The following is a 20,423-nucleotide window of genomic DNA, read 5'->3' as shown; positions in this document are numbered from 1 at the left end:
CTCCGTCAGCCGCCGATCGCATTGCGGCGCAGATCGCGCGCGCGCGTGAGAATGATGTCCTCGAGCTTCTGTACCGTCGCCGCCTGCACGGGCGCGTTGACCCAGCCGCTCGCCTGGGCGACCTGGCGGCTGGCGGCCACACGCAGCGCATCGGCGCGCAGGTCCTGATCGAGTATGCTCACCGAGACCTTCACCCGCTCGTTCGGGTTTTCGGGGTTGGCGTACCAGTCGGTAACAATGACGCCGCCGGAGCTGTCCGTCTGTACAAGCGGCATGAACGCCAGCGTGTCGAGGCTGGCGCGCCACAGGTAGCTATTGACGCCGATCGTCGTGACGCGCGACGCGGCGATGTCGGCCTTGGGCCGCTCGCCACCGCCGCATCCGGCCAGCGCGAGCGCGGCAACGGCGACGAGGCCGGCACGCGCGAACGTTCCGGGGGTGCGGGTTTCGTGAGAAATTCTAGCGGTCATCGTCGCCTTCCAGGTCCATTTGGCGCGCCATTCGCCGGACAACGGCGAAGCGCTTTCCCGAGCCTCTATAGCCCGCGTGCGTGCGCGGCAAGTACGGGCGCCCCGCATTGCTGCAAGTGCCTCCCTGACGCGGGCTCGCTGCACCCTGGATGAATTGCGCGCGAGGTGTTCGCGAAAACCGCGCGCACGAATGTTATCCACAATGCCATCTAGGACATGTTAAGTTGCGGCATGCGACTCGCACGGGGAGTCCGGCTCAAAGGTTGCAGCACCATTGCGTGCGTGCAGCGGGCGAATTGAAAAGGAGTTCGACGGCAATGGTTTGGAAAGGAGGAGAACCGGCGCGGAACGGCATCTCTACCGGCCTGCTGATCGGCGGTGCGGTTTCGCTGCTGGCCCTGCCCAGCGCGGTGCTCGCCTTCTCGACCGGGTACGAAGCGGGCGCCCCTTCGGCTGCGAGCGCTCCCATCGAGACCCTGCAGCGCGGAACCGATGCGGAATTCGCCCGGGCCGTGCCCCTGCGTTCGCTTGCCAAGGGCCAGCGCTATCGCTTCACGCCTGCCGGGACGCCGAATCGTCCGGACCGCTCTGTCACGGTGGCGGTCAGGGTCGATTCGGACGCGGCCAGGGCCATCACCGTTCGCCATCCGCTCGCACGTGACCGCAGCGAGACGGCCTCGTCGCCGCTGCGCATAGCGCCCACGGCATTCAGCCTGGGCGTGTCGCGCGGGTACGAAGATATCGTGCAGGACCTGGTTCCTCCCAAGGAAAGCAAGCGGGCGGAACTGCCCGACCTTTCCAAGTTTCGCCTGTCGCCCGGCGCAAGGCCTGACGAATCGCGCTTCAGTCCCCGCATCGTGCTCGACGAGAAGCAGTCCGCCGGCCGCGCTCCACGGACTTTCTCCGGCGATACCGAAGAACTGGTCGACGTGGGCGGAAGCTATCGCGTGACCCGCAACCTCAACGTGACGGCAGGCGTGCGCTATTCGCAGGACAGGGACAGGCTTCGCCCCCTCACCGACGGCAAGCAGGACGATAGCCAAGCCGTTTACGTCGGAACCCAGTTCAAGTTCTGATCGTCACACAGCCGTCACGAAAATACTCCAGGCCCCTGAAACGTCTGCTTCTTCGGTTGCGCGGCCACTGCCCTGCGCCTAGCCTGCACATCCCGAGAGACGCCGTTTTCAGGAAGGGGTTCCAGCTATGTCGCGAGTCGCAATCGTAACCGGAGGCAGCCGGGGTATCGGCGCCGCAATTTCCGTGGCGCTGAAGGAACTCGGCCATACGCCCGTGGCGGTCTACGCCGGAAACGATGAGCGCGCGCGGGAATTCAGCGAAGAAACCGGCATCCCGGCTTACAAATGGGACGTGGGCGACCACCAGGCATGCCTCGACGGCTGCGCGAAAGTCGCCGAAGAGGTCGGTGCGGTCGACATCGTCGTCAACAACGCCGGCATCACGCGCGACGGAACGCTGCACAAGATGAGCTTCGAGGACTGGAACGAGGTGATGCGCATCAACCTCGGCGGTTGCTTCAACATGGCGAAAGCGACGTTTCCGGGGATGCGCGAACGCAAGTGGGGCCGGATCATCAACATCGGCTCGGTCAATGGGCAGGCCGGCCAGTACGGCCAGGTCAACTACGCTGCCGCGAAGTCCGGCATCCATGGTTTCACCAAGGCGCTGGCCCAGGAAGGCGCGAAATTCGGGGTGACGGTCAACGCGATCGCACCCGGCTACATCGATACCGACATGGTCGCCGCCGTTCCCGAGCCGGTACTCGAGAAGATCGTCGCGCGCATCCCGGTCGGCCGCCTCGGACATGCCGACGAGATCGCACGCGGCGTGGCGTTCCTGGCATCCGAAGATGCGGCCTTCGTGACGGGATCGACGCTCTCGATCAATGGCGGCCAGCACATGTACTGACCGGGGACGGGCGTTGCCTGGAACCCGCTATCATCCGCCGGTCAAGCGATCGGTGGAGATCGCAGGCCACAAGACGTCGATAAGCCTCGAACCCGTGTTCTGGGATCTGCTCAAGGATGCCGCTGAGCGTAGCGGCGTTCCCCTGAACGCCATTGTCGCCCGCATCGATGCCGAGCGGCTCGAGGCCGACATCCCGCCCGGCCTCGCAAGTGCGATCCGTGTCTGGCTCGTGCTGGAGGCCGTCCGGACGGCGCAATGAAAAAAGGGGCGAGGCCGGAAGCCTCGCCCTTTTTCGTGCGACGTGACGGGTCAGTAATTTGCGGGCGGGTCGCTTGCCGGGAAGCTTTCGTCGCTTTCCTCATCGGTCTTCTGCCAGCGGCGCGGCTCGTCCCGCATGGCTTGCGGCCCGGCATCGCGCACGGTTCCGTTCTGGGATGCCGCGAAGGCGGCGTGCTCGGTCTTCTCGCGCGTTGCGTATTTGTAGAATGCGTACCCGGCGGCACCGGCTGCTGCCAACTTGATGAGGCCCATGGTCTTCTCCTTTTCCTTTGTGCGTTCAACGCGCAAGGAGGGCAGGAGGTTTCCGTCAATCGTCGCCGACGCGCTCCACTTCGGCGCCGACCAGCGCGAGCTTTTCCTCGAGACGTTCGTAACCGCGGTCGAGATGGTAGAGGCGATGCACCTGTGTTTCGCCCTCTGCCGCAAGGCCTGCGATGACTAGGCTCATCGACGCGCGCAGGTCCGTCGCCATGACTTCGGCGCCCGACAGTTTCGGAACACCGTGGACAATCGCCGTCCGCCCCGATGTCTCGATCCGCGCGCCCATGCGATTCAGTTCGGGTACGTGCATGTAGCGGTTCTCGAATATCGTCTCCGTAAGAACGCTGGTTCCATTCGCACAGCACAGCATCGCCATGAGCTGCGCCTGCATGTCGGTCGCAAAGCCCGGATAGGGGGCGGTCGAGACATTGATCGCTCGAAGATCACCGTTGGCGGCGACGAGGATGCCCTTGTCCTTCGGCTCGACGTGAATGCCGGCGTTGCGGAGCGCATGGACGGTCGCTTCCATCTGGTCGATCTGGGCGCCGACCAGGGTGACCTCGCCGGCGGTGATGGCAGCCGCGCAAGCATAGCTGCCTGCCTCGATCCGGTCGGGCATGACCCGGTAGGTCGCACCGTGGAGACGCGGAACGCCATGGATCGTGAGATCGGAAGTGCCGATACCCTCGATATCGGCGCCCATCGCGACGAGGAGGTTGCACAGGTCGACGATCTCGGGCTCGCGCGCGGCATTGTGCAGGGTCGACTTTCCGCGCGCCGTGACCGCGGCCATCAGGGCGTTTTCGGTTGCGCCGACGGATACCACGGGAAACCCGAACCGCCCGCCCGGCAGGCCGCCATCGGGAGCGGATGCGCGCACGTACCCCTGCGCCAGCTCGATTTCCGCGCCAAGCGCTTCGAGTGCCTTCAGGTGCAGGTCGATCGGCCGGTTCCCGATGGCGCAGCCGCCGGGCAGCGAGACTTTCGCGTCGCCCATCCTCGCGAGCATCGGGCCAAGGACCAGGATCGAGGCGCGCATCTTCCGGACGAGCTCGTACGGGGCGACGGAACTGGTGATGCGCGGCGCTTCCAGCGTCATTACCCTCCCGAAATCCTCCGGACGTGATCCGGCGATCGTGGTCGAGACACCGAACTGGTTCAGCAGGTGCTGGAAACCGTCGATGTCCGCAAGGCGCGGGAGATTGCGCAGGGTCAGCGGCTCGTCGGTGAGGAGAGCGCAGGGAAGCAGGGTGAGGGCCGCGTTCTTGGCTCCGGAAATCGGGATGCTGCCTGTCAGCCTCTTGCCGCCGCGAATGATGATCTTGTCCATCCCGGCCTATTAGCGCGAATTGCCGACGCGGCAAGTTGGAGCCGCCGGGAAGGAACCGCCGGTGCTTGCATGCGCTTGGATCAGGAGCTTTAACCGCCACGCAAACAATCGAGGGGCACGATCCAGAGCATGACCGACACGCGCAAACCCGTTCGCAAGGCCGTCTTTCCCGTCGCCGGGCTCGGCACCCGCTTCCTGCCCGCCACCAAGGCGGTCCCGAAGGAAATGCTCAGCGTGGTCGACCGGCCGCTGATCCAGTACGCGGTGGACGAGGCCCGCGAAGCCGGGATCGAGCAGATGATTTTCGTCACTGGTCGCGGAAAGGGCGCGCTCGAGGACCATTTCGACATCGCATTCGAACTCGAGACGACGATGAAGGAGCGCGGAAAGGACCTCTCGGTGCTCGACTGTACCCGGATCGAGCCGGGCAACGTCGCGTCGGTTCGCCAGCAAGAACCACTCGGCCTCGGCCACGCGATCTGGTGCGCGCGCGACATCGTCGGAAACGAACCCTTCGCGATCCTGCTGCCCGACGAACTGATGTGGGGCGAGCCGGGCTGCCTCAAGCAGATGGTCGATGCCTACAACCGCGTAGGCGGCAATCTCATCAGCGTCCTCGAGGTGCCTCACGACGAGGTCTACAAGTACGGCGTCATCACTCCGGGCGACGTCGACGGGCCGCTCACCGAAGTCAGGGGGCTCGTCGAGAAACCGAAGGTCGAGGAAGCCCCGTCGAACAAGATCGTGTCGGGCCGCTATATCCTGCAGCCCGAAGTCATGCGACTGCTCGAAACGCAGGGCAAGGGCGCGGGCGGAGAAATCCAGCTGACCGATGCAATGGCGCGGATGATCGGCCAGCAGGCCTTTCACGCCGTCACTTTCGAAGGACGTCGCTTCGACTGCGGCTCGAAGCTGGGTTTCGTGGAAGCGACTCTCGCCCTAGCCCTCGAGCGCGAGGACATGGGCGCAGACGTGCAGGCGCTGATGCGCAGGATGCTGGGATGAGCGACCGGCGCGCGCTAACCGGCAGGCCTACTCGGGGAGCGCGACCGTCTTTCCGACGAAAACGCGAACCGGTTCACCCTGCCTGACGCGCAGGCTGTCGCCCTTGCTGCGCGAGGATACCACGGTGGTGGCAGCACCCGCGCCAAGGTTCACGGCTGTCCCGTCGGGGCGGGTGAGCCTTGTCCAGACGACCCGGGCATCCGCGCCGGTTCCCTCGTAGCGCCCGACGAGGCGGGACGAACGCGGGACGAGGACGCCGGCCCCGTCGTGCGAGCGTACGTCGGTGCTGACGACAGCTCGGACGAAACCCGGTAATTCGGCATTGATGGCGGTTTCAAGGATCGCGGGGATCACGGTTCCGCGCGTCAGCGAAGCCGCCGCAGGGGTGCGAACCGTCTCTTTCCGTTCCTGGCGGGTCGACGAGCGCTCGGGCGTCGGGGCCAGTATCCCGTCGCTCCCCGTCCGCGTCGCCGTGTCGCCCTTCGAATCGAAAACGAGGACCGGAACCGAGCGGCGATCACGCTTCGGCGGCGCGGCTTCGGACAATTTCTCTTGCTCCGGAATAGCCTCGGGCGCGGCAGCCAGCACGGGGGACATCGGCGGCGGCGCCAGGACGCCGGCGCTTTCCTCGGTAGTATCGCCCGAAGAGGAGGCAGCGTAGGGCACTGGTTCCGTTGGCATTGCGTCGGGCAGGCCTGCCGGAAGCGGGTCTCGCACGATATCGCTAAACTCGATGCGTTGCGGTCTCGATTCGTAGGCCGCCGCCGCCGCCAGAACGCGCTCTTTGCGCGCCTGCTCGCTGGTCCACCAGGTCAGCCCGGCCAACGCCGCGATCACCGCGATCGCGGCCACGACAAGCCATTGCCATCTTGGCGAACGGCGCGGCGGAGAAACGTCTATCGCCCTGCCCGAGGTGAAGTCGATTACCTGGCCCAGCGGTCGCCGCTCGTCGGTCGGTATTATCGACCCGGAAGGTTGCTGCCGACCATCGGCCAAGGGTCAGTTCTCCTCGGGCTGCGATCCGCGGGTGGTGTTGGCCGTCCGGCTATCGGCGACTGCCGCGCCGGGGACGTTATCGGACGAAGCGGCAGTCGCGGAACCATCGTTCGCATCCGGGGCGGGTTCGCGAAGGTTTTCGAGCGAGGCGCGGCTGCTGCCGTTGCGAAGGAGGATGCGTTCGGGGACCTGGGCGAGAACGATCGTGTTTCCGCGCAAGGAATATTCCGCCGGTTGCTCGGTCCCGTCCGCCCCTTCGAGGAGGATCGACGGCACGTCCTGTCCTTCTCCCCAGAGCAGGTAGGTCGATGTCCCGTCATCGTAGACCCGAGCCGGGATAAGACGACGGGAGCCGCCTTGGCGCCATGCGAAATTGAGCATCGCGGGGTCGACCGCCTGGTCGGCGGAGGCGCCCTCGACCGGGCCGGCACTCGCCGGGGGCGCAACGTTCTCGGTCGCCGCACCGGCCAGCAGCTCCTGGCGCAGCGATTCGATCTTCGCCATGCCGGTCGCTGGAGCGCCCATCTGCTCGAAGGCCTCGGAGAATTCGGGCGTCGCTTCGGCGCTCGCGACCCCGGGCACCTGCCCGTAGGTGAAGCTGAGCATGTAGACGGGATCGGATTTCGGAGTCGCGACCAGATCGAAGAAATAGGTACGCCTGTTGGTCACGACGGTCATGTTGGTACGCGCGGTAGCTTCGAGCGGCTTGACGAAAAGCAGGTCGGCACGCTTGTTCGGGGTGATCTGCCAGTTCTCGGCATCGCCCACCGCGACGTTCTCGATCAGCTCCCCGTCCTCGAAAGCGACCGTCGCCTGAATTCCGAGCTTGCTGTCGATCTTGACGACTTCGCGCTCCTGGTAAGGAACGTCGACAAGGCGCGCATCCTGCGCGGCCACCGGAAGGGAGGCCAGCAGCAATGCCGCGCCGGCTCCGCCGAGGATCGGGCGCATTGACACAGTGGCTACTTGCGAACCGGCTGCGAGAGCCGCGACATGATCGAAGCCACGTAGGCCTGCGTCTCGCGAATGCGGGGGATGCCGCCTGCCCTTATCACGCGGCCAGGCCCTGCGTTGTACGCGGCAAGCGCCTTTTCGATGTCGCCGTCGAAAGCGTCGAGCTGCATCCGCAGGTAGCGAGCGCCGCCTTCGAGGTTGGCGTGGGGATCGTCGGGGTCGACGCCCATGTCGCGCGCGGTGCCAGGCATCAGCTGCGCAAGGCCGCGCGCGCCGACTGGCGAGATCGCGCGGGCGTTCCAGCGGCTTTCCTGCCAGACCACTGCTTCGAGGAGCGTCGGGCTGATATCGTACTTGGCGGCCAGTTCGGCCACGCGGGCGCGCCACTGCGCGGGGCCGGCCTCGACCGAAACTTCGGTTATGGACTGCGGGTGCGGTGCGGAATCGACGATCGGGGCCGACCCGCCGACGGGCTCCGCCACGATTGCGGCAGCCTTCGGACCACCTGCGACCCAGCCGTAACCGGACGCGTCGATTTCAAGGACATCGGCATGCGCCGCGAACGGCGCCAACGCGAACGACATTGCGGTTGCGGTCCTGTAGATCGCCCGAAAGGTCAACTGCCCGGTTCTCCCTGCCGTGATTCGTATCCGGCAAACTACTGCAATCGCGCCTTCTTCGCCAGTGCAGCAAGCGCTCCCGCACGCGGACCCGGTCGCTCCGCCCCGTCGCCTCGCCGGCTGCGGCTGCGCGGATGGTGCTGCTGGGGAGGATTGAACTCCCGACCTCACCCTTACCAAGGGTGCGCTCTACCACTGAGCTACAGCAGCGATCCCGACCGGTTACGTCCGGCGCGCCCTGAGGCCGCCGGGCAGGCGCGCGCTATTGTCTCGCGCGCCGTCGATGTCAAGTGAAGCCTTGCGGTTTCGCCGTTCGCGCGGCAAGTCGGCCTTATGCCGGAGAAGGACGAGATGACCCGCGAGGAGCGGCTGGCCGCCAAGCTTCGCGAGAATCTTCGCCGCCGCAAGGCGCAGGCGCGAAGCAGGCTGGACGAGCCGGACAACGCCGGACTTCCCAATCCGCCCCCGAAAAGCTAGGGGGTCTGGCTCCCGAACCCAAGGAGCCTGTTGCCTTGCCACGCCTGATCCTCGTTCGCCACGGCCAGAGCCAGTGGAACCTCGAAAACCGCTTTACCGGCTGGTGGGATGTCGACCTGACCGAAAAGGGCGAGGCCGAAGCGCGTGAGGCGGGCAGGCTCCTCGCTGCGAAGGGCATGCTGCCCACGGTCGCCTTCACCTCGTTCCAGACCCGCGCGATCCGTACGCTGCACCTGGCGCTCGAGGAAGCGAACCGTCTCTGGATTCCCGAGACCAAGGACTGGCGCCTCAACGAGCGGCACTACGGCGGACTTACCGGTCTCGACAAGGCCGAGACCGCCGCGAAACACGGTGACGAGCAGGTGCATATCTGGCGCCGCAGCTTCGACACGCCGCCGCCGGACATGGAGCCCGGATCGCGCTTCGACCTTTCGGGAGACCCGCGCTACGCCAACGCGACGGTGCCGACGACGGAAAGCCTCAAGGACACGATCGCACGGGTGCTGCCCTACTACCAAAGCAGCATCGTACCGCATCTCAAGGCGGGTGCCTGCGTGCTGGTATCGGCTCACGGCAATTCGTTGCGCGCGCTCGTGAAGCATCTCTCGGGCATTTCGGACGACGAGATCACCGGCCTCGAGATCCCGACCGGCCAGCCGATCGTCTACGAACTCGACGACGAGATGGCGGAAGTCGAGCGCTATTACCTCTCGGAGCGCTGACGTGACAGGCGCGTCCACTCCTGCCGTCGCGATCGTGATGGGAAGCCAGTCCGACTGGCCGACGATGAAGTGTGCGGCGGACGCGCTCGACAAGCTGGGCGTGGCAAGCGACGTGCGTATCGTGTCGGCACACCGCACGCCGAGGCGGCTCGTCGAATTCGCCGAGGGCGCTGCCGGCGAAGGCTTCAGGGTCATCATCGCCGGTGCCGGGGGTGCCGCGCACCTTCCCGGCATGGTCGCCGCGATGACCCACCTTCCCGTGCTCGGAGTGCCGGTAAAGTCGAAGGCGCTGTCAGGACAGGACAGCCTGCTTTCCATCGTCCAGATGCCGGCCGGGATTCCGGTGGGCACACTCGCAATCGGCGAGGCAGGCGCGACAAATGCCGGATTGCTAGCCGCCGCGATCCTCGCCACGACCGACGAAGCGCTGGCCGAGCGCCTGATCGCCTTTCGCGCGGAGCAGACAGCTTCGGTCGCCGAGCGCCCCTCGGCAGAGGGATGACATCGCAGCCATGATCCCTCCCGGCGAGACCATCGGTATTCTCGGTGGCGGCCAGCTTGGCCGCATGATGGCGATGGCCGCCGCGCAACTCGGCTACCGAACACACGTATACGCGCCCGAGGAACAGTGCGTCGCCGCCGAGGTCTGCGCTGCATTCACCAGCGCCGCGTGGGACGATGCCGCCGCGATGGCGCGCTTCGCCGCCGACTGCGCGGTAATAACCTACGAGTTCGAGAACGTGCCGGTCGCGCCGCTCGCCGCGCTCGACGAATCGCTGCTCCGGCCGCATCCGCGCGCGCTCGAAACCGCGCAGGACAGGCTCGCCGAAAAGCGTTTCGTCGAGGGGCTGGGAGGACGCCCCGCGCCATACGCGGCGGTCGACACGATTGCCGATCTGGAGTCGTCGATTGAACGGATCGGCCTGCCGGGTATCCTCAAGACCCGGCGCGACGGCTATGACGGCAAGGGGCAGTGGCGATTGCGAGAGGCTTCGGACGCCGGGAATATCGAACTTTCCGGCGCGCCGCTCGTCTACGAAGGTTTCGTGAAGTTCGACGCCGAGTTCTCGGTCATCCTGTGCCGCGCCGAGGACGGGGACATCCGGTTCTGGGATACCCCCGTCAACGAGCACGAAGGCGGCATCCTTGCGCGTTCGACCGTTCCGGCCTCTTCGGCGGTGCAGGCGCATGTCGACGCCGCACGCGATCTTGCGGCGAAAGTGGCCGAGCGGCTTGGATACATCGGCGTGCTGACGTGCGAGTTTTTCGCGACGTCCGAAGGTCCGGTCTTCAACGAGATGGCGCCGCGCGTCCACAATTCGGGTCACTGGACTATCGAGGGGGCGCTCACCAGCCAGTTCGAGAACCACGTCCGCGCCATCTGCGGGCTGCCGCTGGGCGATCCGGGTCTGGCCGCGACGGGTGTCGAGATGCACAACATCCTCGGGGATTCGGCGAACGACTGGGCGCAGATTCTCTCCGATCCGGCGAACCATCTCCATCTCTACGGCAAGGCGGCGGCGCGACCGGGGCGGAAGATGGGGCACGTGACGCGGCTGATCCTCGGTTGAGCGCCGAACTTTTCCTCATTTTCGCGCGTGCTGCCAACGGTACGATCGGGCGCGACAACGCGATGCCCTGGCATCTCCCGGTCGACCTGAAGCGTTTCAAGCGTCTGACCATGGGTGCGTACGGCACCGGCCTGCCGATGATCATGGGACGCAAGACTTTCGAGAGCCTTGGCAAGCCGCTTCCGGGCCGCAGGCACATCGTTCTCACGCGGGACCGCGAGTGGCAGGCCGACGGGGCGGAGCCTGTGCATTCGGTGGGCGAGGCGCTGGAACGCGCCGGGCAAGGCGAAGTCGCGGTGATCGGCGGCGCGCAGATTTACGATCTTTTCGAGCCACTGGCCCGGCGCATCGAGCTGACCGAGGTTCATGCCGATTACGAGGGCGACGCGCACCTGCCGGCGATCGGCGGCCAATGGACCGAAACCATGCGTGAAGATCATCCGGCGGACGGCGACCGGCCCGCCTTTTCTTTCGTCACTCTCGTCCGCAGCCTATAGCGGCCGCCATGATTCGCCTCGACCATCGCGATCCCCTTCCGCCGGAGTATCGCGGCGCGATCATCGCGCTCGGCAATTTCGACGGGTTCCACCTGGGCCACCAGGCTGTGGTCGGCGAAGCGATCGACTGGGCGAGGCGCGAGGAGCGGCCCGCCATCGTGGCCACCTTCGATCCGCATCCGGTCCGCTATTTCGCACCCGATACCGCGCCTTTCAGGCTGACGACGCTCGACCAGCGGCAGGACCTGTTCGAGGCTGCCGGCGCCGATGCGATGCTCGTGTTCCACTTCGACGCGGAGCTGGCCTCTATGCCCGCAGAGGAATGGGTATCCGGAATGCTGGAAGGCGATTTCGACGCGGCAGGCCTGGTGACGGGAGAGGACTTTACATTCGGCAACGGGCGAGGCGGTAATCCCGATCGCTTGCGCGCATGGGCAGCCGATCTGGGCATCGAGACGCGCAAGGTCGCCGCCGTCAGCGACGAGGCAGAACCGGTGTCCTCGACCCGGATACGCGAGGCGCTGAGAGCCGGTAATCCGCAAGGCGCCGCAAGGTTGCTGACCCGACCCTTTGCGATGCGAGGCACGGTCCGGCATGGCGACAAGCGAGGGCGCGAAATCGGCTATCCCACGGCAAATCTCGATCTCGGATCGTATCTCAGGCCGCGATTTGGAATCTACGCGGTGACCGGGAAGCTGCCCGACGGGCGCGTGGTGCAAGGCGCAGCCAACATCGGGGTTCGTCCTACCTTCGATCCGCCAAGGGAGTTGCTCGAACCGTACTTGTTCGACTTCTCGGGTGACCTGTACGGGCAGGAAATCGAGGTGGCATTCCACCACTTCATCCGGCCCGAAGCGAAATTCGAGGGCATCGATCCGCTCGTCGCGCAGATGCGCAAGGATTGCGAGGATGCAAGGAAACTCCTAAGCGCCACCGCAACATGACCGACGAGCGCGACTACAGAGATACTGTCTTCCTTCCGAAGACCGATTTCCCGATGAAGGCCGGCCTTCCCCAGAAGGAGCCGGGCATCCTGGCGCGCTGGCAGGAACAGGACCTTTACCGCCGTATCCGCGATGCGCGCGCGGGGCGAGAGAAGTTCATCCTCCACGACGGACCGCCTTACGCCAACGGCGACATCCACGTCGGCCACGCGCTAAACCATGTGCTGAAGGACATGGTGGTGCGCACGCAGACCCTGCTCGGCAAGGATGCTCCCTACGTTCCGGGCTGGGACTGCCACGGCCTGCCCATCGAATGGAAGGTCGAGGAGCAGTACCGCAAGAAGAAGAAGAACAAGGACGAGGTCCCGCCGCGCGAATTCCGCGCCGAGTGCCGCGCCTATGCCGCGCACTGGGTCGACGTGCAGCGCGAACAGCTGAAGCGCCTCGGTATCGGGGGCGACTGGGACAATCCCTACCTGACGATGGACTTCGCCGCCGAGTCGCTGATCGTGGCCGAACTCCTGAAGTTTGCCGAAAGCGGCATGCTCTATCGCGGCGCGAAGCCGGTGATGTGGTCGCCCGTCGAGAAGACCGCGCTCGCCGAGGCCGAGGTCGAGTACGAGGACATCGTCTCGACCCAGATCGACGTCGCGTTCGAGATCGTCGAGAGCGCGGTCGACGAACTGGTCGGCGCGCACGCGGTGATCTGGACGACCACGCCCTGGACGATCCCGGTCAACCAGGCGATCGCCTACGGGTCGGATGTCGACTACGTGCTCGTCGCATTCGATGCCGAACCGGAGGGGTACGGAGCAAAGGCGCACCCCTCCGCGGAACCGGGTGCACGCTCGCAGGTAGGGCGCAAGGTGCTCGTCGCAGAGGTCCTGCTCGAAAAGCTCGTCGCACGCATGCGCAGCCTCGTGCACGACAAGGTCGAGGCGTCCGAAGCGGGCGAGGAAACGCTGCTCGTCCCGCATATCCTGAAGCGCCTCAAGGGCTCCGAACTTGCCGGCACGAAGGCCCGCCACCCGATGGCGGATGCATTGCCCGAGAGCGAGTTCTTCGCCCGACCGCGCCCGCTGCTCGACGGGTCGGACTTCGTGACGACCGACAGCGGCACCGGCCTCGTCCACATGGCGCCCGACCACGGCGAGGACGATTTCGACCTGTGCAAGGCGCACGGGCTGGAACCTGTCTTCGCGGTCGGGCCGGACGGGCTCTACCGCGACGATTGGCCGTGGCTGGGCGGCAGCGACGAACGCCGCCGCGCGGTCATCAATCCGAACCTGAACGCGCCGCCGGGCGATGACGGCACCGGCGGGCCGATTTGCGAAGACCTCAAGTCCGCTGGAGCTTTGCTCAGTGCGTCCGCAGATTATCAACATTCTTATCCACATAGCTGGCGCTCGAAGAAGAAGATCATCTTCCGCTGCACGCCGCAGTGGTTCGTACCGATGGACAAGCCGATGCAGGCACACGGCGACCGGACGCTGCGCGAAACGGCGCTGGGTGCGCTTGCCGAAACGCGCTTCGTGCCCGCAAAGGGCCGCAACCGCATCGGCAGCATGGTCGAGGGCCGGCCCGACTGGGTCCTGTCTCGCCAGCGCGCCTGGGGCGTGCCGATCACGCTGTTCGTCGATCGCAAGTCCGGCCAGTATCTCGCCGATCCGCAAGTCAACGCCCGCATCGTCACGGCGATAAGGAACGGCGGCGTCGATGCCTGGTCGGACGAAAACGCGCAGGCGCTGCTCGGCGATGGCTACAATATCGAGGATTTCGAGCGGATCACCGACATCCTCGACGTCTGGTTCGATTCGGGATCGACGCACGCCTTCGTCCTCGAAAGCGGCAAGTGGCCCGAACTGCGCAGCCCGGCCGACCTCTACCTCGAAGGGTCGGACCAGCATCGCGGCTGGTTCCAGTCCTCGCTCCTCGAATCGTGCGGCACTCGTGGTCGCGCGCCCTACAAGGCAGTCCTCACCCATGGCTTCACGATGGATGCCAGGGGCGAGAAGATGTCGAAGTCCAAGGGCAATACGGTAAGCCCGCTGCAGGTCATGGAGCAGTACGGCGCGGACATCATCCGGCTCTGGGCACTTTCGGTCGACTATACCGAAGACCACCGCATCGGCGACCAGATCCTGAAGGGCGTGGCGGACCAGTACCGCAAGCTGCGCAACACGTTCCGCTACCTGCTGGGCGCGCTCGCCGACTTCGACGAAAGCGAGCGGGTCGAAATCGCCGAAATGCCCGAGCTCGAACGATACGTGCTGGCGCTGCTCGGCGATCTTGACGGCAAGCTGCGCGGCTGCGTCGACGAGTTCGACTTCAACGATTACACCCGCGCGCTCGTCGATTTCTGCAACGAGGACCTGTCGGCCTTCTTCTTCGACATCCGCAAGGACTGTCTCTACTGCGACGCGCCGGACGATCCCGGGCGTCGCGCCTATCGCACCGTGCTCGACGCGCTGTTCCATGCGCTCGTCCGCTACGCCGCGCCAGTCCTCGTGTTCACCGCCGAGGAGGTCTGGCAGACACGCTTCCCCGATGCCGGCAGCATCCACCTGCTCGAATGGCCGGAAGTTCCGGAGGTCGAGGCGGACCGGGCGCGGTGGAAGGCGCTGCGCGACTTGCGCGAGGACGTGAACGAGGCGATCGAGCCGCTACGGCGCGAGAAAGTCGTCCGCTCGAGCCTCGAGGCCGAGGTGACGGTTCCGGGAGCGGCGCCAGAGGCAGATCTAGAGGAATTGTTCATCACCGCGTCAGTCGCGCGCGGGCAAGGCGACGACGTGTCCGTCTCGCGTACGTCCCATCACAAGTGCGGTCGCTGCTGGCGCCACCTTCCCGAAGTCGGGTCGGACGGCGAATTGTGCGGCCGGTGCGAAAGCGTCGTCGCCTCGCTGGAGGGCGCGCAATGACACTGCGCGGACGGCGCATGACCGGTCTCGCGCTGGCGGCAGCGATTTTCGTGGCCGACCAGTTCGTCAAGTGGCTCATGCTCGGCCCGCTCGACCTACGTACCGTCGGCGTGATCGAGATTCTGCCCTTCTTCGACTTGCGGTGGACGCAGAATTTCGGCGTTTCGCTCGGCATGCTGACCGCACAGTCGCCCGAGATGCGCTGGATGCTGGTCGCGCTGACCGGGATCATCTCGATCGCGGTGCTTGTCTGGATGCTGCGCGAAAAGGCGATGTACGAGATCGTCGCGCTCGGGCTCGTGCTCGGCGGAGCGCTCGGCAACATCCGGGACCGTGTGCGCTTCGGCTATGTCGTCGACTTTGCGGACCTGCATTTCGGCGATTTCCGCCCGTTCCTCATTTTCAACATTGCCGATGCCGCGATTACCATCGGCGTCCTGATTATCATTGCCCGCTCGCTGCTTTCGCGCGAAAAGCCCGAAGAGACAGCGACCACGGCCCCGGAGAGCCAATCATGAAGACCACCAAGGCCCTGATCACCGCAACGACGCTTGCCGTCGCGCTTTCGGCGTGCAGCAGCGGCGGACTGTTCAATCGCGAACGGCCCGACGAGTTCGCGGTCCAGCGCAAGAGCCCGCTGGTCGTTCCGCCCGACTTCTCGCTGCAGCCTCCGGGTCAGGGCGAGCCGCGCCCTGCCGAAGGCACCCTGCAGGAACAGACGCTCGACGCGCTGTTCGGCGGCCCCTCCGCTCGCAGCGGCATCGAGACGAACACGCTGAGCATGGCCGGAGAATCAGCTCCTGGCATCCGTTCGAGTGTCGGCGACGTCGCGACCAACACCGTCGCCAAGGGCTCGGTGACGCGCGACATTCTCGCAGCGCCGGAAGGCGACGGCCGCGAAGCTCGCACCCAGGCCGGCGGCTAGGTCCGGAACCGGTTCGCGTCGGTCAGCCTTCGCCCGGTGACGGCGACTCCAAAGCCGTCTCTACCGGCTCGGCGATCATGCTGACGAGCAGCTTGTCGATCTTGAGGCCGTCCATGTCGACGATCTCGAACCGCCATCCCTGATCGCTGAAATGCTCGCCTTCCTTGGGAAGGCGCTTCAGGATCCAGAGCGCATATCCCGCTGCCGTCGCGAATTCGCGATCCTCGGGCAGCTCGAGGTCGAGCCGGTCCGACAAGGCGTCCGCCGGCATCGCTCCCGATACCAGCAGCGAACCGTCCTCGCGCTCGACGACCATCGGCTCGTCACCCTCGTCCTGGTGGCTGGCGAAACTGCCCGCGATCGCGGCAAGGATATCGTTGGGCGTGACGACGCCTTCGAAATGGCCGTACTCGTCGTGGACCATAGCCATCGCCACTTCGGCCTGCTGGAGGATGCGAAGCGCATCCATCGCGTCGAGCTGGTCGGGGATGATCTCGGCCTTCTTCATCAGCCGGCCGATGCTGACCTTGCGCCCGGCCAGCAGCAGCGCGAGCACTTCGCGCACCTTGAGCACGCCGACTATGGTGTCGGCGGTACCGTCCGCCACGGGAAGCAGCGAATGCGGCGATTCCTTGATTCGCGCGCGCAATTCCGATTCGCTGGCCTCGCGGTCGATCCAGTGCAGTTCGGTGCGCGGCGTCATCAATTCACGCACGGGGCGTTCGGCAATGCGCAGGATGCCGGTCATCATCGCGCGTTCCTCTTCCTCGATGAGGCCGGAACGCGTCGCTTCGGCGAAGATCATGTGCAGTTCCTCGGCAGTCAGCTTCTCGTCGCCGGAGCGCCGGACCGAGAGAATGCTGAGGACCAGTGCCGAGGAACGGTCGAGCAGCCAGACGAAGGGTGCCATCGCCTTCGCGAGCCAGGCCATCGGGCGGGCCATAACGATCGCTATGGGCTCGGCGGCGCGCAGGGCGAGCTGCTTGGGTACCAGTTCTCCGATGACGAGACTGAAATAGGTCGTGGCGATGATGGCAAGCGCGAAGCCGGCCTCGCCCGAGACGTCTTGCGGAACACCTATCGCGACGAGCCGTTCGCCCAGCGGCCCGCCGAGGCTGGCTCCCGAATAGGCACCCGACACGATGGCGATCAGGGTAATGCCGATCTGGACGGTGGACAGGAACCTGCCCGGATCGGCCGCCAGCGCAAGAGCCGTCCTTGCCGCACTGCTGCCGCGCTCAGCGGACACGCTCAGCCGCGACCGGCGCGCCGAAACGATCGCCAGTTCCGACATGGCAAACAGGCCATTAAGAAGGATAAGCCCCGCGATGACGAGGACGTCGGACCATGGAAACGGCGTCACAATTCCGGAGCGCTAGCAGAAAGGACCGGCAAGGCGAAGGCCAAGCATCGCGCGAATGGCGGATTGTGGAACCGGACAGGGCAACAAACGTTGACGAAGTTGCAATTCAAGCGCCATCAATGTTCACTAGGTCACATTTTCCGATGCTTGAGAGGAAGGGATCAAAATGAAAAAGTCTCGCCTGCTGTTGTCCGGTTTCGCAGCGTTCTCGCTGGTTACCGTTTCCGCCTGCGTAACCGATCCGAACACCGGCGAGCAGAAAGTCTCGCGAACCGCGATCGGCGGTGTCGGCGGGGCCGGCCTCGGATACCTTCTGGGCAGCGTAATCGGCGGCAAGACGGCCCGCATCCTCGGCGCCGGCATCGGCGGCGTGGCAGGTGCCGCGGTCGGCTACCAGATGGACAAGCAGATCAAGGAACTCCGCGAGCAGACTGCCGGTTCCGGCATCGACGTGACCGAAGTGGGCGACGGTGAGGCCATCCTCGTCAACCTGCCCGACGGCGTGACCTTCGCGGTCGACAGCAGCACGATCAGCCCGACCTTCCAGTCGACGCTCAACCAGATCGCGCAGAACCTGCAGCAGTACCCGGACAGCCTGATCGACGTCTACGGCCACACCGACTCGACCGGGTCCGATGCCTACAACATGGACCTGTCCAAGCGTCGCGCGGACGCGGTTGCACGCTACCTGATTTCGCGGGGAGTCAATTCCGCGCGTATCCAGACCCAGGGCTTCGGCGAATCCTATCCGGTCGCCGACAACTCGACGCCGGAAGGCCGCGCGCTGAACCGCCGTGTCGAGATCAAGATCACGCCGGTAACGACCGACGAGGTCCAGGCGGCGAACTGAGCTAGCCGCTTACGATGATGTGGCAGGGGCCGGCCATGCGCCGGCCCTTCGCTTTTCGGGAACGTCAGAGCTGTGACAGCCGCGCTGCGCGTTCGGACAGGTATCCGACCGCCTGCGCATGCATGGCCGGGGCCGTCACCAGCACACCGAAGGCGCGCGGGTCGCGCTTGTTGTAGTTGAGCGGCGCACCGAAAGCATCCGTCACCGCCGCGCCTGCCTCACGCGCGATCAGGCCCGCCGCGGCAATATCCCACTCGAAGCCCCACCGAAGCGTCGCAACCATGTCGGCCTCGTCGGAAGCAACCATCGCGATCCGCAAGGCGATGCTGTTCGGTTGTTCGACGGGGACGAGCACGTCCGAATCCTCGCGTGGGAGCGAATGTGCGGGAACACGCGCGCCCTTCAGGTCGCGCCGCGCGCTTGCTGCCAGCAGCGTGCCGTTGCGCCGGCTGCCCTTCCCGGCCTCGGCGCTCCAGTAATCGTCCCTGGTCGGGGCGAAGAGGAAGCCCATCAGCGGGCGACCGTTGCTCACGAGGCAGACCGATATCGCCCAGCCGTCCCGTCCCCGAATGAAATCGCGCGTGCCGTCGATCGGGTCGACGAGCCAGACAAGGCCGTCCTGCAGGCGCTCGGGCGCGTCGGTCGTCTCTTCGGAAAGCCAGCCGGCGGCGGGAAGCAGCGCACCCAGCTCGCGCTTGAGGAAGGCGTCGACGGCAAGGTCGGCCTCCGACACCGGGTTGCCAGGTGCCTTTTCCCAGACCTCGACCGAGTGGCCACCGCCCGGCCAGCCACCGAGAGCGATTCGCCCGGCTTCCCGGATAATGGCTTCGAGTCGGATGCGATCGATCATGATTTCCTGCGCCTACCTGACAGATTTGGCGGGTCTCCGGGCCTTTTCAAGCTGCCCGTGTTGTGCTTATGCGGCAACGCAAAAGCGGCTCTCCCCTCGATAGGCGCTTCCAGGACACCAGCAGGAAAGCGATTGCCCATGAACATCCACGAGTACCAGGCCAAGGACTTGCTTTCGAAATTCGGCGTCGGCATCCCCGCCGGCCACCCTGCCCTCACGGTAGAGGAAGCGGTCGAAGGCGCGAAGAAACTTCCCGGGCCGCTCTACGTGGTGAAAGCGCAAATCCATGCCGGCGGTCGCGGCAAGGGCAAGTTCAAGGAGCTCGGCCCCGACGCCAAGGGTGGTGTCCGGCTCGCCAAGTCGATCGAGGAAGTCGAAGAGCATGCCAAGGACATGCTCGGCAACACGCTGGTGACGGTGCAGACCGGAGATGCGGGCAAGCAGGTGAACCGCCTCTATGTGACCGACGGCGTCGACATCGCCAGGGAGTACTACCTCTCCATGCTGGTGGACCGCGCAACCGGCCGCGTCGCGATCATCGCTTCGACCGAGGGCGGCATGGACATCGAGGAAGTAGCGCACTCCACTCCCGAGAAGATCACCACGATCACGGTCGATCCCGCACAGGGCTTCATGCCGCACCACGCCCGCGCCGTGGCGTTCGGGCTCAAGCTGGAAGGCGATCTCAACAAGCAGGCCCAGAAACTCGCCAGGCAGCTTTACGAGGCCTTCATGGCGCTCGACTGCGCGATGCTCGAGATCAACCCGCTGGTCGAGACCGAGGACGGCAACCTGCTCGTTCTCGACACCAAGATGAGCTTCGATTCGAATGCGCTGTACCGTCACCCGGATGTCGAGGCGCTGCGCGACGAGACCGAGGAAGATCCCGCCGAGGTCGAGGCCTCCAAGTACGACCTCGCCTACATCAAGCTCGACGGCAACATCGGCTGCATGGTGAATGGCGCGGGCCTTGCCATGGCGACGATGGACATCATCAAGCTGAACGGCGCATTCCCCGCCAACTTCCTCGACGTCGGCGGCGGTGCCTCGAAGGAGAAGGTCACCGCGGCCTTCAAGATCATCCTGTCCGATCCTGCGGTGAAGGGCATCCTCGTCAACATCTTCGGCGGGATCATGAAGTGTGACATCATCGCCGACGGCATCGTCGCGGCGGCGAAGGACGTGAACCTCTCGGTACCGCTCGTCGTCCGCCTCGAAGGCACGAATGTCGAGAAGGGCAAGGAGATCCTCGACAACTCCGGCCTCGCGATCGTCTCCGCCGACGACCTGGGCGATGCCGCGAAGAAGATCGTCGCAGAAGTCAAGCAAGCCGCCTGAACGCAGCGATTCGGTTCCCCGTGCGTTGGACGGGGGATTGACGCAGCGGCGGTGAACAACAATATGGTTCACTAACGTACTATGTGATGCGGATCGCTGCATCGCGAGCCAGAAGCAAGAGAGGACG

The 20,423-nt window shown here is 65.5% G+C and carries 23 protein-coding genes and 1 tRNA gene; 15 read left to right on the top strand and 9 right to left on the bottom strand.

The window, feature by feature from the left end; translation table 11 throughout:
• Positions 1-5: 5 nt before the first annotated feature.
• Positions 6-470, bottom strand: coding sequence for a DUF3576 domain-containing protein (locus FHS75_RS10295; RefSeq protein ID WP_179407641.1), 465 nt, complete (start codon positions 468-470; stop codon positions 6-8).
• Between the two features lie 317 nt (positions 471-787).
• Here FHS75_RS10295 and FHS75_RS10290 point away from each other — a divergent pair, with 317 nt between their 5' ends.
• The 3 genes from FHS75_RS10290 to FHS75_RS10280 all read left to right on the top strand — a co-directional run bounded on the left by FHS75_RS10290 (position 788) and on the right by FHS75_RS10280 (position 2,655).
• A complete protein-coding gene (locus tag FHS75_RS10290; RefSeq protein ID WP_179407640.1) occupies positions 788-1,546 on the top strand; it encodes a hypothetical protein in 759 nt (252 codons plus the stop codon).
• A gap of 127 nt (positions 1,547-1,673) precedes the next feature.
• Positions 1,674-2,396, top strand: a complete 723-nt coding sequence (phbB, locus tag FHS75_RS10285; RefSeq protein WP_179407639.1) for an acetoacetyl-CoA reductase — start codon at positions 1,674-1,676, stop codon at positions 2,394-2,396.
• 13 nt (positions 2,397-2,409) lie between these two features.
• Positions 2,410-2,655: a ribbon-helix-helix domain-containing protein gene (locus FHS75_RS10280; RefSeq protein ID WP_229735541.1), complete on the top strand. Its 246-nt coding sequence runs from the start codon at positions 2,410-2,412 to the stop codon at positions 2,653-2,655.
• 50 nt (positions 2,656-2,705) lie between these two features.
• Here the strand turns inward: FHS75_RS10280 and FHS75_RS10275 are convergent, their stop codons facing one another.
• Positions 2,706-2,927, bottom strand: coding sequence for a hypothetical protein (locus tag FHS75_RS10275; protein WP_179407637.1), 222 nt, complete (start codon positions 2,925-2,927; stop codon positions 2,706-2,708).
• Between the two features lie 55 nt (positions 2,928-2,982).
• On the bottom strand, positions 2,983-4,266 hold the full coding sequence (gene murA, locus FHS75_RS10270; protein ID WP_179407636.1) for a UDP-N-acetylglucosamine 1-carboxyvinyltransferase: 1,284 nt from the start codon (positions 4,264-4,266) through the stop codon (positions 2,983-2,985).
• Positions 4,267-4,395: 129 nt separating this feature from the next.
• On the opposite strand from murA, the gene galU reads away from it, so the two are divergent.
• A complete protein-coding gene (gene galU, locus FHS75_RS10265; protein ID WP_179407635.1) occupies positions 4,396-5,271 on the top strand; it encodes a UTP--glucose-1-phosphate uridylyltransferase GalU in 876 nt (291 codons plus the stop codon).
• A gap of 27 nt (positions 5,272-5,298) precedes the next feature.
• Here galU and FHS75_RS17860 read toward each other — a convergent pair whose 3' ends face one another.
• The 4 genes from FHS75_RS17860 to FHS75_RS10245 form a co-directional block, all read right to left on the bottom strand.
• Positions 5,299-6,267, bottom strand: coding sequence for a TraB/TrbI/VirB10 family type IV secretion system protein (locus FHS75_RS17860; protein ID WP_229735540.1), 969 nt, complete (start codon positions 6,265-6,267; stop codon positions 5,299-5,301).
• A gap of 3 nt (positions 6,268-6,270) precedes the next feature.
• Complete coding sequence (locus FHS75_RS10255; protein WP_179407634.1) at positions 6,271-7,218, bottom strand: TrbG/VirB9 family P-type conjugative transfer protein; 948 nt, start codon at positions 7,216-7,218, stop codon at positions 6,271-6,273.
• Between the two features lie 11 nt (positions 7,219-7,229).
• The gene (locus tag FHS75_RS10250) at positions 7,230-7,805 is read right to left on the bottom strand and encodes a lytic transglycosylase domain-containing protein (protein WP_179407633.1); all 576 of its coding nucleotides are present in this window, start codon (positions 7,803-7,805) and stop codon (positions 7,230-7,232) included.
• A gap of 171 nt (positions 7,806-7,976) precedes the next feature.
• Positions 7,977-8,051 (bottom strand) — tRNA-Thr (locus tag FHS75_RS10245).
• Positions 8,052-8,174: 123 nt separating this feature from the next.
• Here FHS75_RS10245 and FHS75_RS10240 point away from each other — a divergent pair.
• The 9 genes from FHS75_RS10240 to FHS75_RS10200 are packed head-to-tail and all read left to right on the top strand — an operon-like array spanning position 8,175 to position 15,895.
• A complete protein-coding gene (locus tag FHS75_RS10240) occupies positions 8,175-8,318 on the top strand; it encodes a hypothetical protein (RefSeq protein WP_179407632.1) in 144 nt (47 codons plus the stop codon).
• A gap of 35 nt (positions 8,319-8,353) precedes the next feature.
• Positions 8,354-9,040: a 2,3-diphosphoglycerate-dependent phosphoglycerate mutase gene (gene gpmA, locus FHS75_RS10235; protein WP_179407631.1), complete on the top strand. Its 687-nt coding sequence runs from the start codon at positions 8,354-8,356 to the stop codon at positions 9,038-9,040.
• A gap of 37 nt (positions 9,041-9,077) precedes the next feature.
• A complete protein-coding gene (gene purE, locus FHS75_RS10230) occupies positions 9,078-9,542 on the top strand; it encodes a 5-(carboxyamino)imidazole ribonucleotide mutase (protein ID WP_179407796.1) in 465 nt (154 codons plus the stop codon).
• 10 nt (positions 9,543-9,552) lie between these two features.
• Complete coding sequence (locus FHS75_RS10225; RefSeq protein ID WP_179407630.1) at positions 9,553-10,611, top strand: 5-(carboxyamino)imidazole ribonucleotide synthase; 1,059 nt, start codon at positions 9,553-9,555, stop codon at positions 10,609-10,611.
• Positions 10,608-11,108 carry a dihydrofolate reductase gene (locus FHS75_RS10220; protein ID WP_179407629.1) on the top strand — a complete coding sequence of 167 codons (501 nt, stop codon included), beginning with the start codon at positions 10,608-10,610 and terminating at the stop codon, positions 11,106-11,108. Before FHS75_RS10225 ends, FHS75_RS10220 begins: the two co-directional genes overlap by 4 nt.
• Before the next feature lie 8 nt (positions 11,109-11,116).
• The gene (locus FHS75_RS10215) at positions 11,117-12,052 is read left to right on the top strand and encodes a bifunctional riboflavin kinase/FAD synthetase (protein WP_179407628.1); all 936 of its coding nucleotides are present in this window, start codon (positions 11,117-11,119) and stop codon (positions 12,050-12,052) included.
• Positions 12,049-14,970, top strand: a complete 2,922-nt coding sequence (gene ileS / locus FHS75_RS10210) for an isoleucine--tRNA ligase (protein WP_179407627.1) — start codon at positions 12,049-12,051, stop codon at positions 14,968-14,970. Before FHS75_RS10215 ends, ileS begins: the two co-directional genes overlap by 4 nt.
• Complete coding sequence (gene lspA / locus FHS75_RS10205; RefSeq protein ID WP_179407626.1) at positions 14,967-15,488, top strand: signal peptidase II; 522 nt, start codon at positions 14,967-14,969, stop codon at positions 15,486-15,488. The genes ileS and lspA overlap by 4 nt, the downstream gene beginning before the upstream one ends.
• Positions 15,485-15,895, top strand: a complete 411-nt coding sequence (locus FHS75_RS10200) for a DUF3035 domain-containing protein (protein WP_179407625.1) — start codon at positions 15,485-15,487, stop codon at positions 15,893-15,895. The genes lspA and FHS75_RS10200 overlap by 4 nt, the downstream gene beginning before the upstream one ends.
• A gap of 22 nt (positions 15,896-15,917) precedes the next feature.
• Here FHS75_RS10200 and FHS75_RS10195 read toward each other — a convergent pair whose 3' ends face one another.
• Complete coding sequence (locus FHS75_RS10195) at positions 15,918-17,258, bottom strand: hemolysin family protein (protein WP_179407624.1); 1,341 nt, start codon at positions 17,256-17,258, stop codon at positions 15,918-15,920.
• Between the two features lie 166 nt (positions 17,259-17,424).
• Between FHS75_RS10195 and FHS75_RS10190 the strand changes: the two genes are divergently transcribed.
• Positions 17,425-18,108 carry a YiaD family glycine zipper/OmpA-like lipoprotein gene (locus FHS75_RS10190; protein ID WP_179407623.1) on the top strand — a complete coding sequence of 228 codons (684 nt, stop codon included), beginning with the start codon at positions 17,425-17,427 and terminating at the stop codon, positions 18,106-18,108.
• Positions 18,109-18,172: 64 nt separating this feature from the next.
• Here the strand turns inward: FHS75_RS10190 and FHS75_RS10185 are convergent, their stop codons facing one another.
• Entirely contained in the window at positions 18,173-18,958 is a 786-nt protein-coding gene (locus FHS75_RS10185) for a 3'(2'),5'-bisphosphate nucleotidase CysQ (RefSeq protein ID WP_179407622.1), read from the bottom strand.
• Positions 18,959-19,096: 138 nt separating this feature from the next.
• Between FHS75_RS10185 and sucC the strand changes: the two genes are divergently transcribed.
• The gene (gene sucC / locus FHS75_RS10180) at positions 19,097-20,296 is read left to right on the top strand and encodes an ADP-forming succinate--CoA ligase subunit beta (RefSeq protein ID WP_179407621.1); all 1,200 of its coding nucleotides are present in this window, start codon (positions 19,097-19,099) and stop codon (positions 20,294-20,296) included.
• Positions 20,297-20,423: the final 127 nt, after the last annotated feature.

It is taken from the genome of Novosphingobium marinum (assembly GCF_013408095.1).
Taxonomy (GTDB): Bacteria; Pseudomonadota; Alphaproteobacteria; order Sphingomonadales; family Sphingomonadaceae; genus Novosphingobium; species Novosphingobium marinum.
This window is presented reverse-complemented; position numbering and strand designations above follow the sequence as displayed.

Excerpts from the sequence above, each read along its gene's own strand:
- FHS75_RS10190 (WP_179407623.1), top strand. The coding sequence starts at position 17,425 with ATGAAAAAGTCTCGCCTGCTGTTGTCCGGTTTCGCAGCGTTCTCGCTG.
- FHS75_RS10240 (WP_179407632.1), top strand. The coding sequence starts at position 8,175 with ATGCCGGAGAAGGACGAGATGACCCGCGAGGAGCGGCTGGCCGCCAAG.
- lspA (WP_179407626.1), top strand. The coding sequence starts at position 14,967 with ATGACACTGCGCGGACGGCGCATGACCGGTCTCGCGCTGGCGGCAGCG.
- FHS75_RS10275 (WP_179407637.1), bottom strand. The coding sequence starts at position 2,927 with ATGGGCCTCATCAAGTTGGCAGCAGCCGGTGCCGCCGGGTACGCATTC.
- FHS75_RS10290 (WP_179407640.1), top strand. The coding sequence starts at position 788 with ATGGTTTGGAAAGGAGGAGAACCGGCGCGGAACGGCATCTCTACCGGC.
- phbB (WP_179407639.1), top strand. The coding sequence starts at position 1,674 with ATGTCGCGAGTCGCAATCGTAACCGGAGGCAGCCGGGGTATCGGCGCC.
- FHS75_RS10215 (WP_179407628.1), top strand. The coding sequence starts at position 11,117 with ATGATTCGCCTCGACCATCGCGATCCCCTTCCGCCGGAGTATCGCGGC.
- FHS75_RS10200 (WP_179407625.1), top strand. The coding sequence starts at position 15,485 with ATGAAGACCACCAAGGCCCTGATCACCGCAACGACGCTTGCCGTCGCG.
- FHS75_RS10295 (WP_179407641.1), bottom strand. The coding sequence starts at position 470 with ATGACCGCTAGAATTTCTCACGAAACCCGCACCCCCGGAACGTTCGCG.
- ileS (WP_179407627.1), top strand. The coding sequence starts at position 12,049 with ATGACCGACGAGCGCGACTACAGAGATACTGTCTTCCTTCCGAAGACC.
- murA (WP_179407636.1), bottom strand. The coding sequence starts at position 4,266 with ATGGACAAGATCATCATTCGCGGCGGCAAGAGGCTGACAGGCAGCATC.
- sucC (WP_179407621.1), top strand. The coding sequence starts at position 19,097 with ATGAACATCCACGAGTACCAGGCCAAGGACTTGCTTTCGAAATTCGGC.
- FHS75_RS10185 (WP_179407622.1), bottom strand. The coding sequence starts at position 18,958 with ATGATCGATCGCATCCGACTCGAAGCCATTATCCGGGAAGCCGGGCGA.
- FHS75_RS10255 (WP_179407634.1), bottom strand. The coding sequence starts at position 7,218 with ATGCGCCCGATCCTCGGCGGAGCCGGCGCGGCATTGCTGCTGGCCTCC.
- FHS75_RS10250 (WP_179407633.1), bottom strand. The coding sequence starts at position 7,805 with ATGTCGTTCGCGTTGGCGCCGTTCGCGGCGCATGCCGATGTCCTTGAA.
- purE (WP_179407796.1), top strand. The coding sequence starts at position 9,078 with ATGGGAAGCCAGTCCGACTGGCCGACGATGAAGTGTGCGGCGGACGCG.
- galU (WP_179407635.1), top strand. The coding sequence starts at position 4,396 with ATGACCGACACGCGCAAACCCGTTCGCAAGGCCGTCTTTCCCGTCGCC.
- FHS75_RS10225 (WP_179407630.1), top strand. The coding sequence starts at position 9,553 with ATGATCCCTCCCGGCGAGACCATCGGTATTCTCGGTGGCGGCCAGCTT.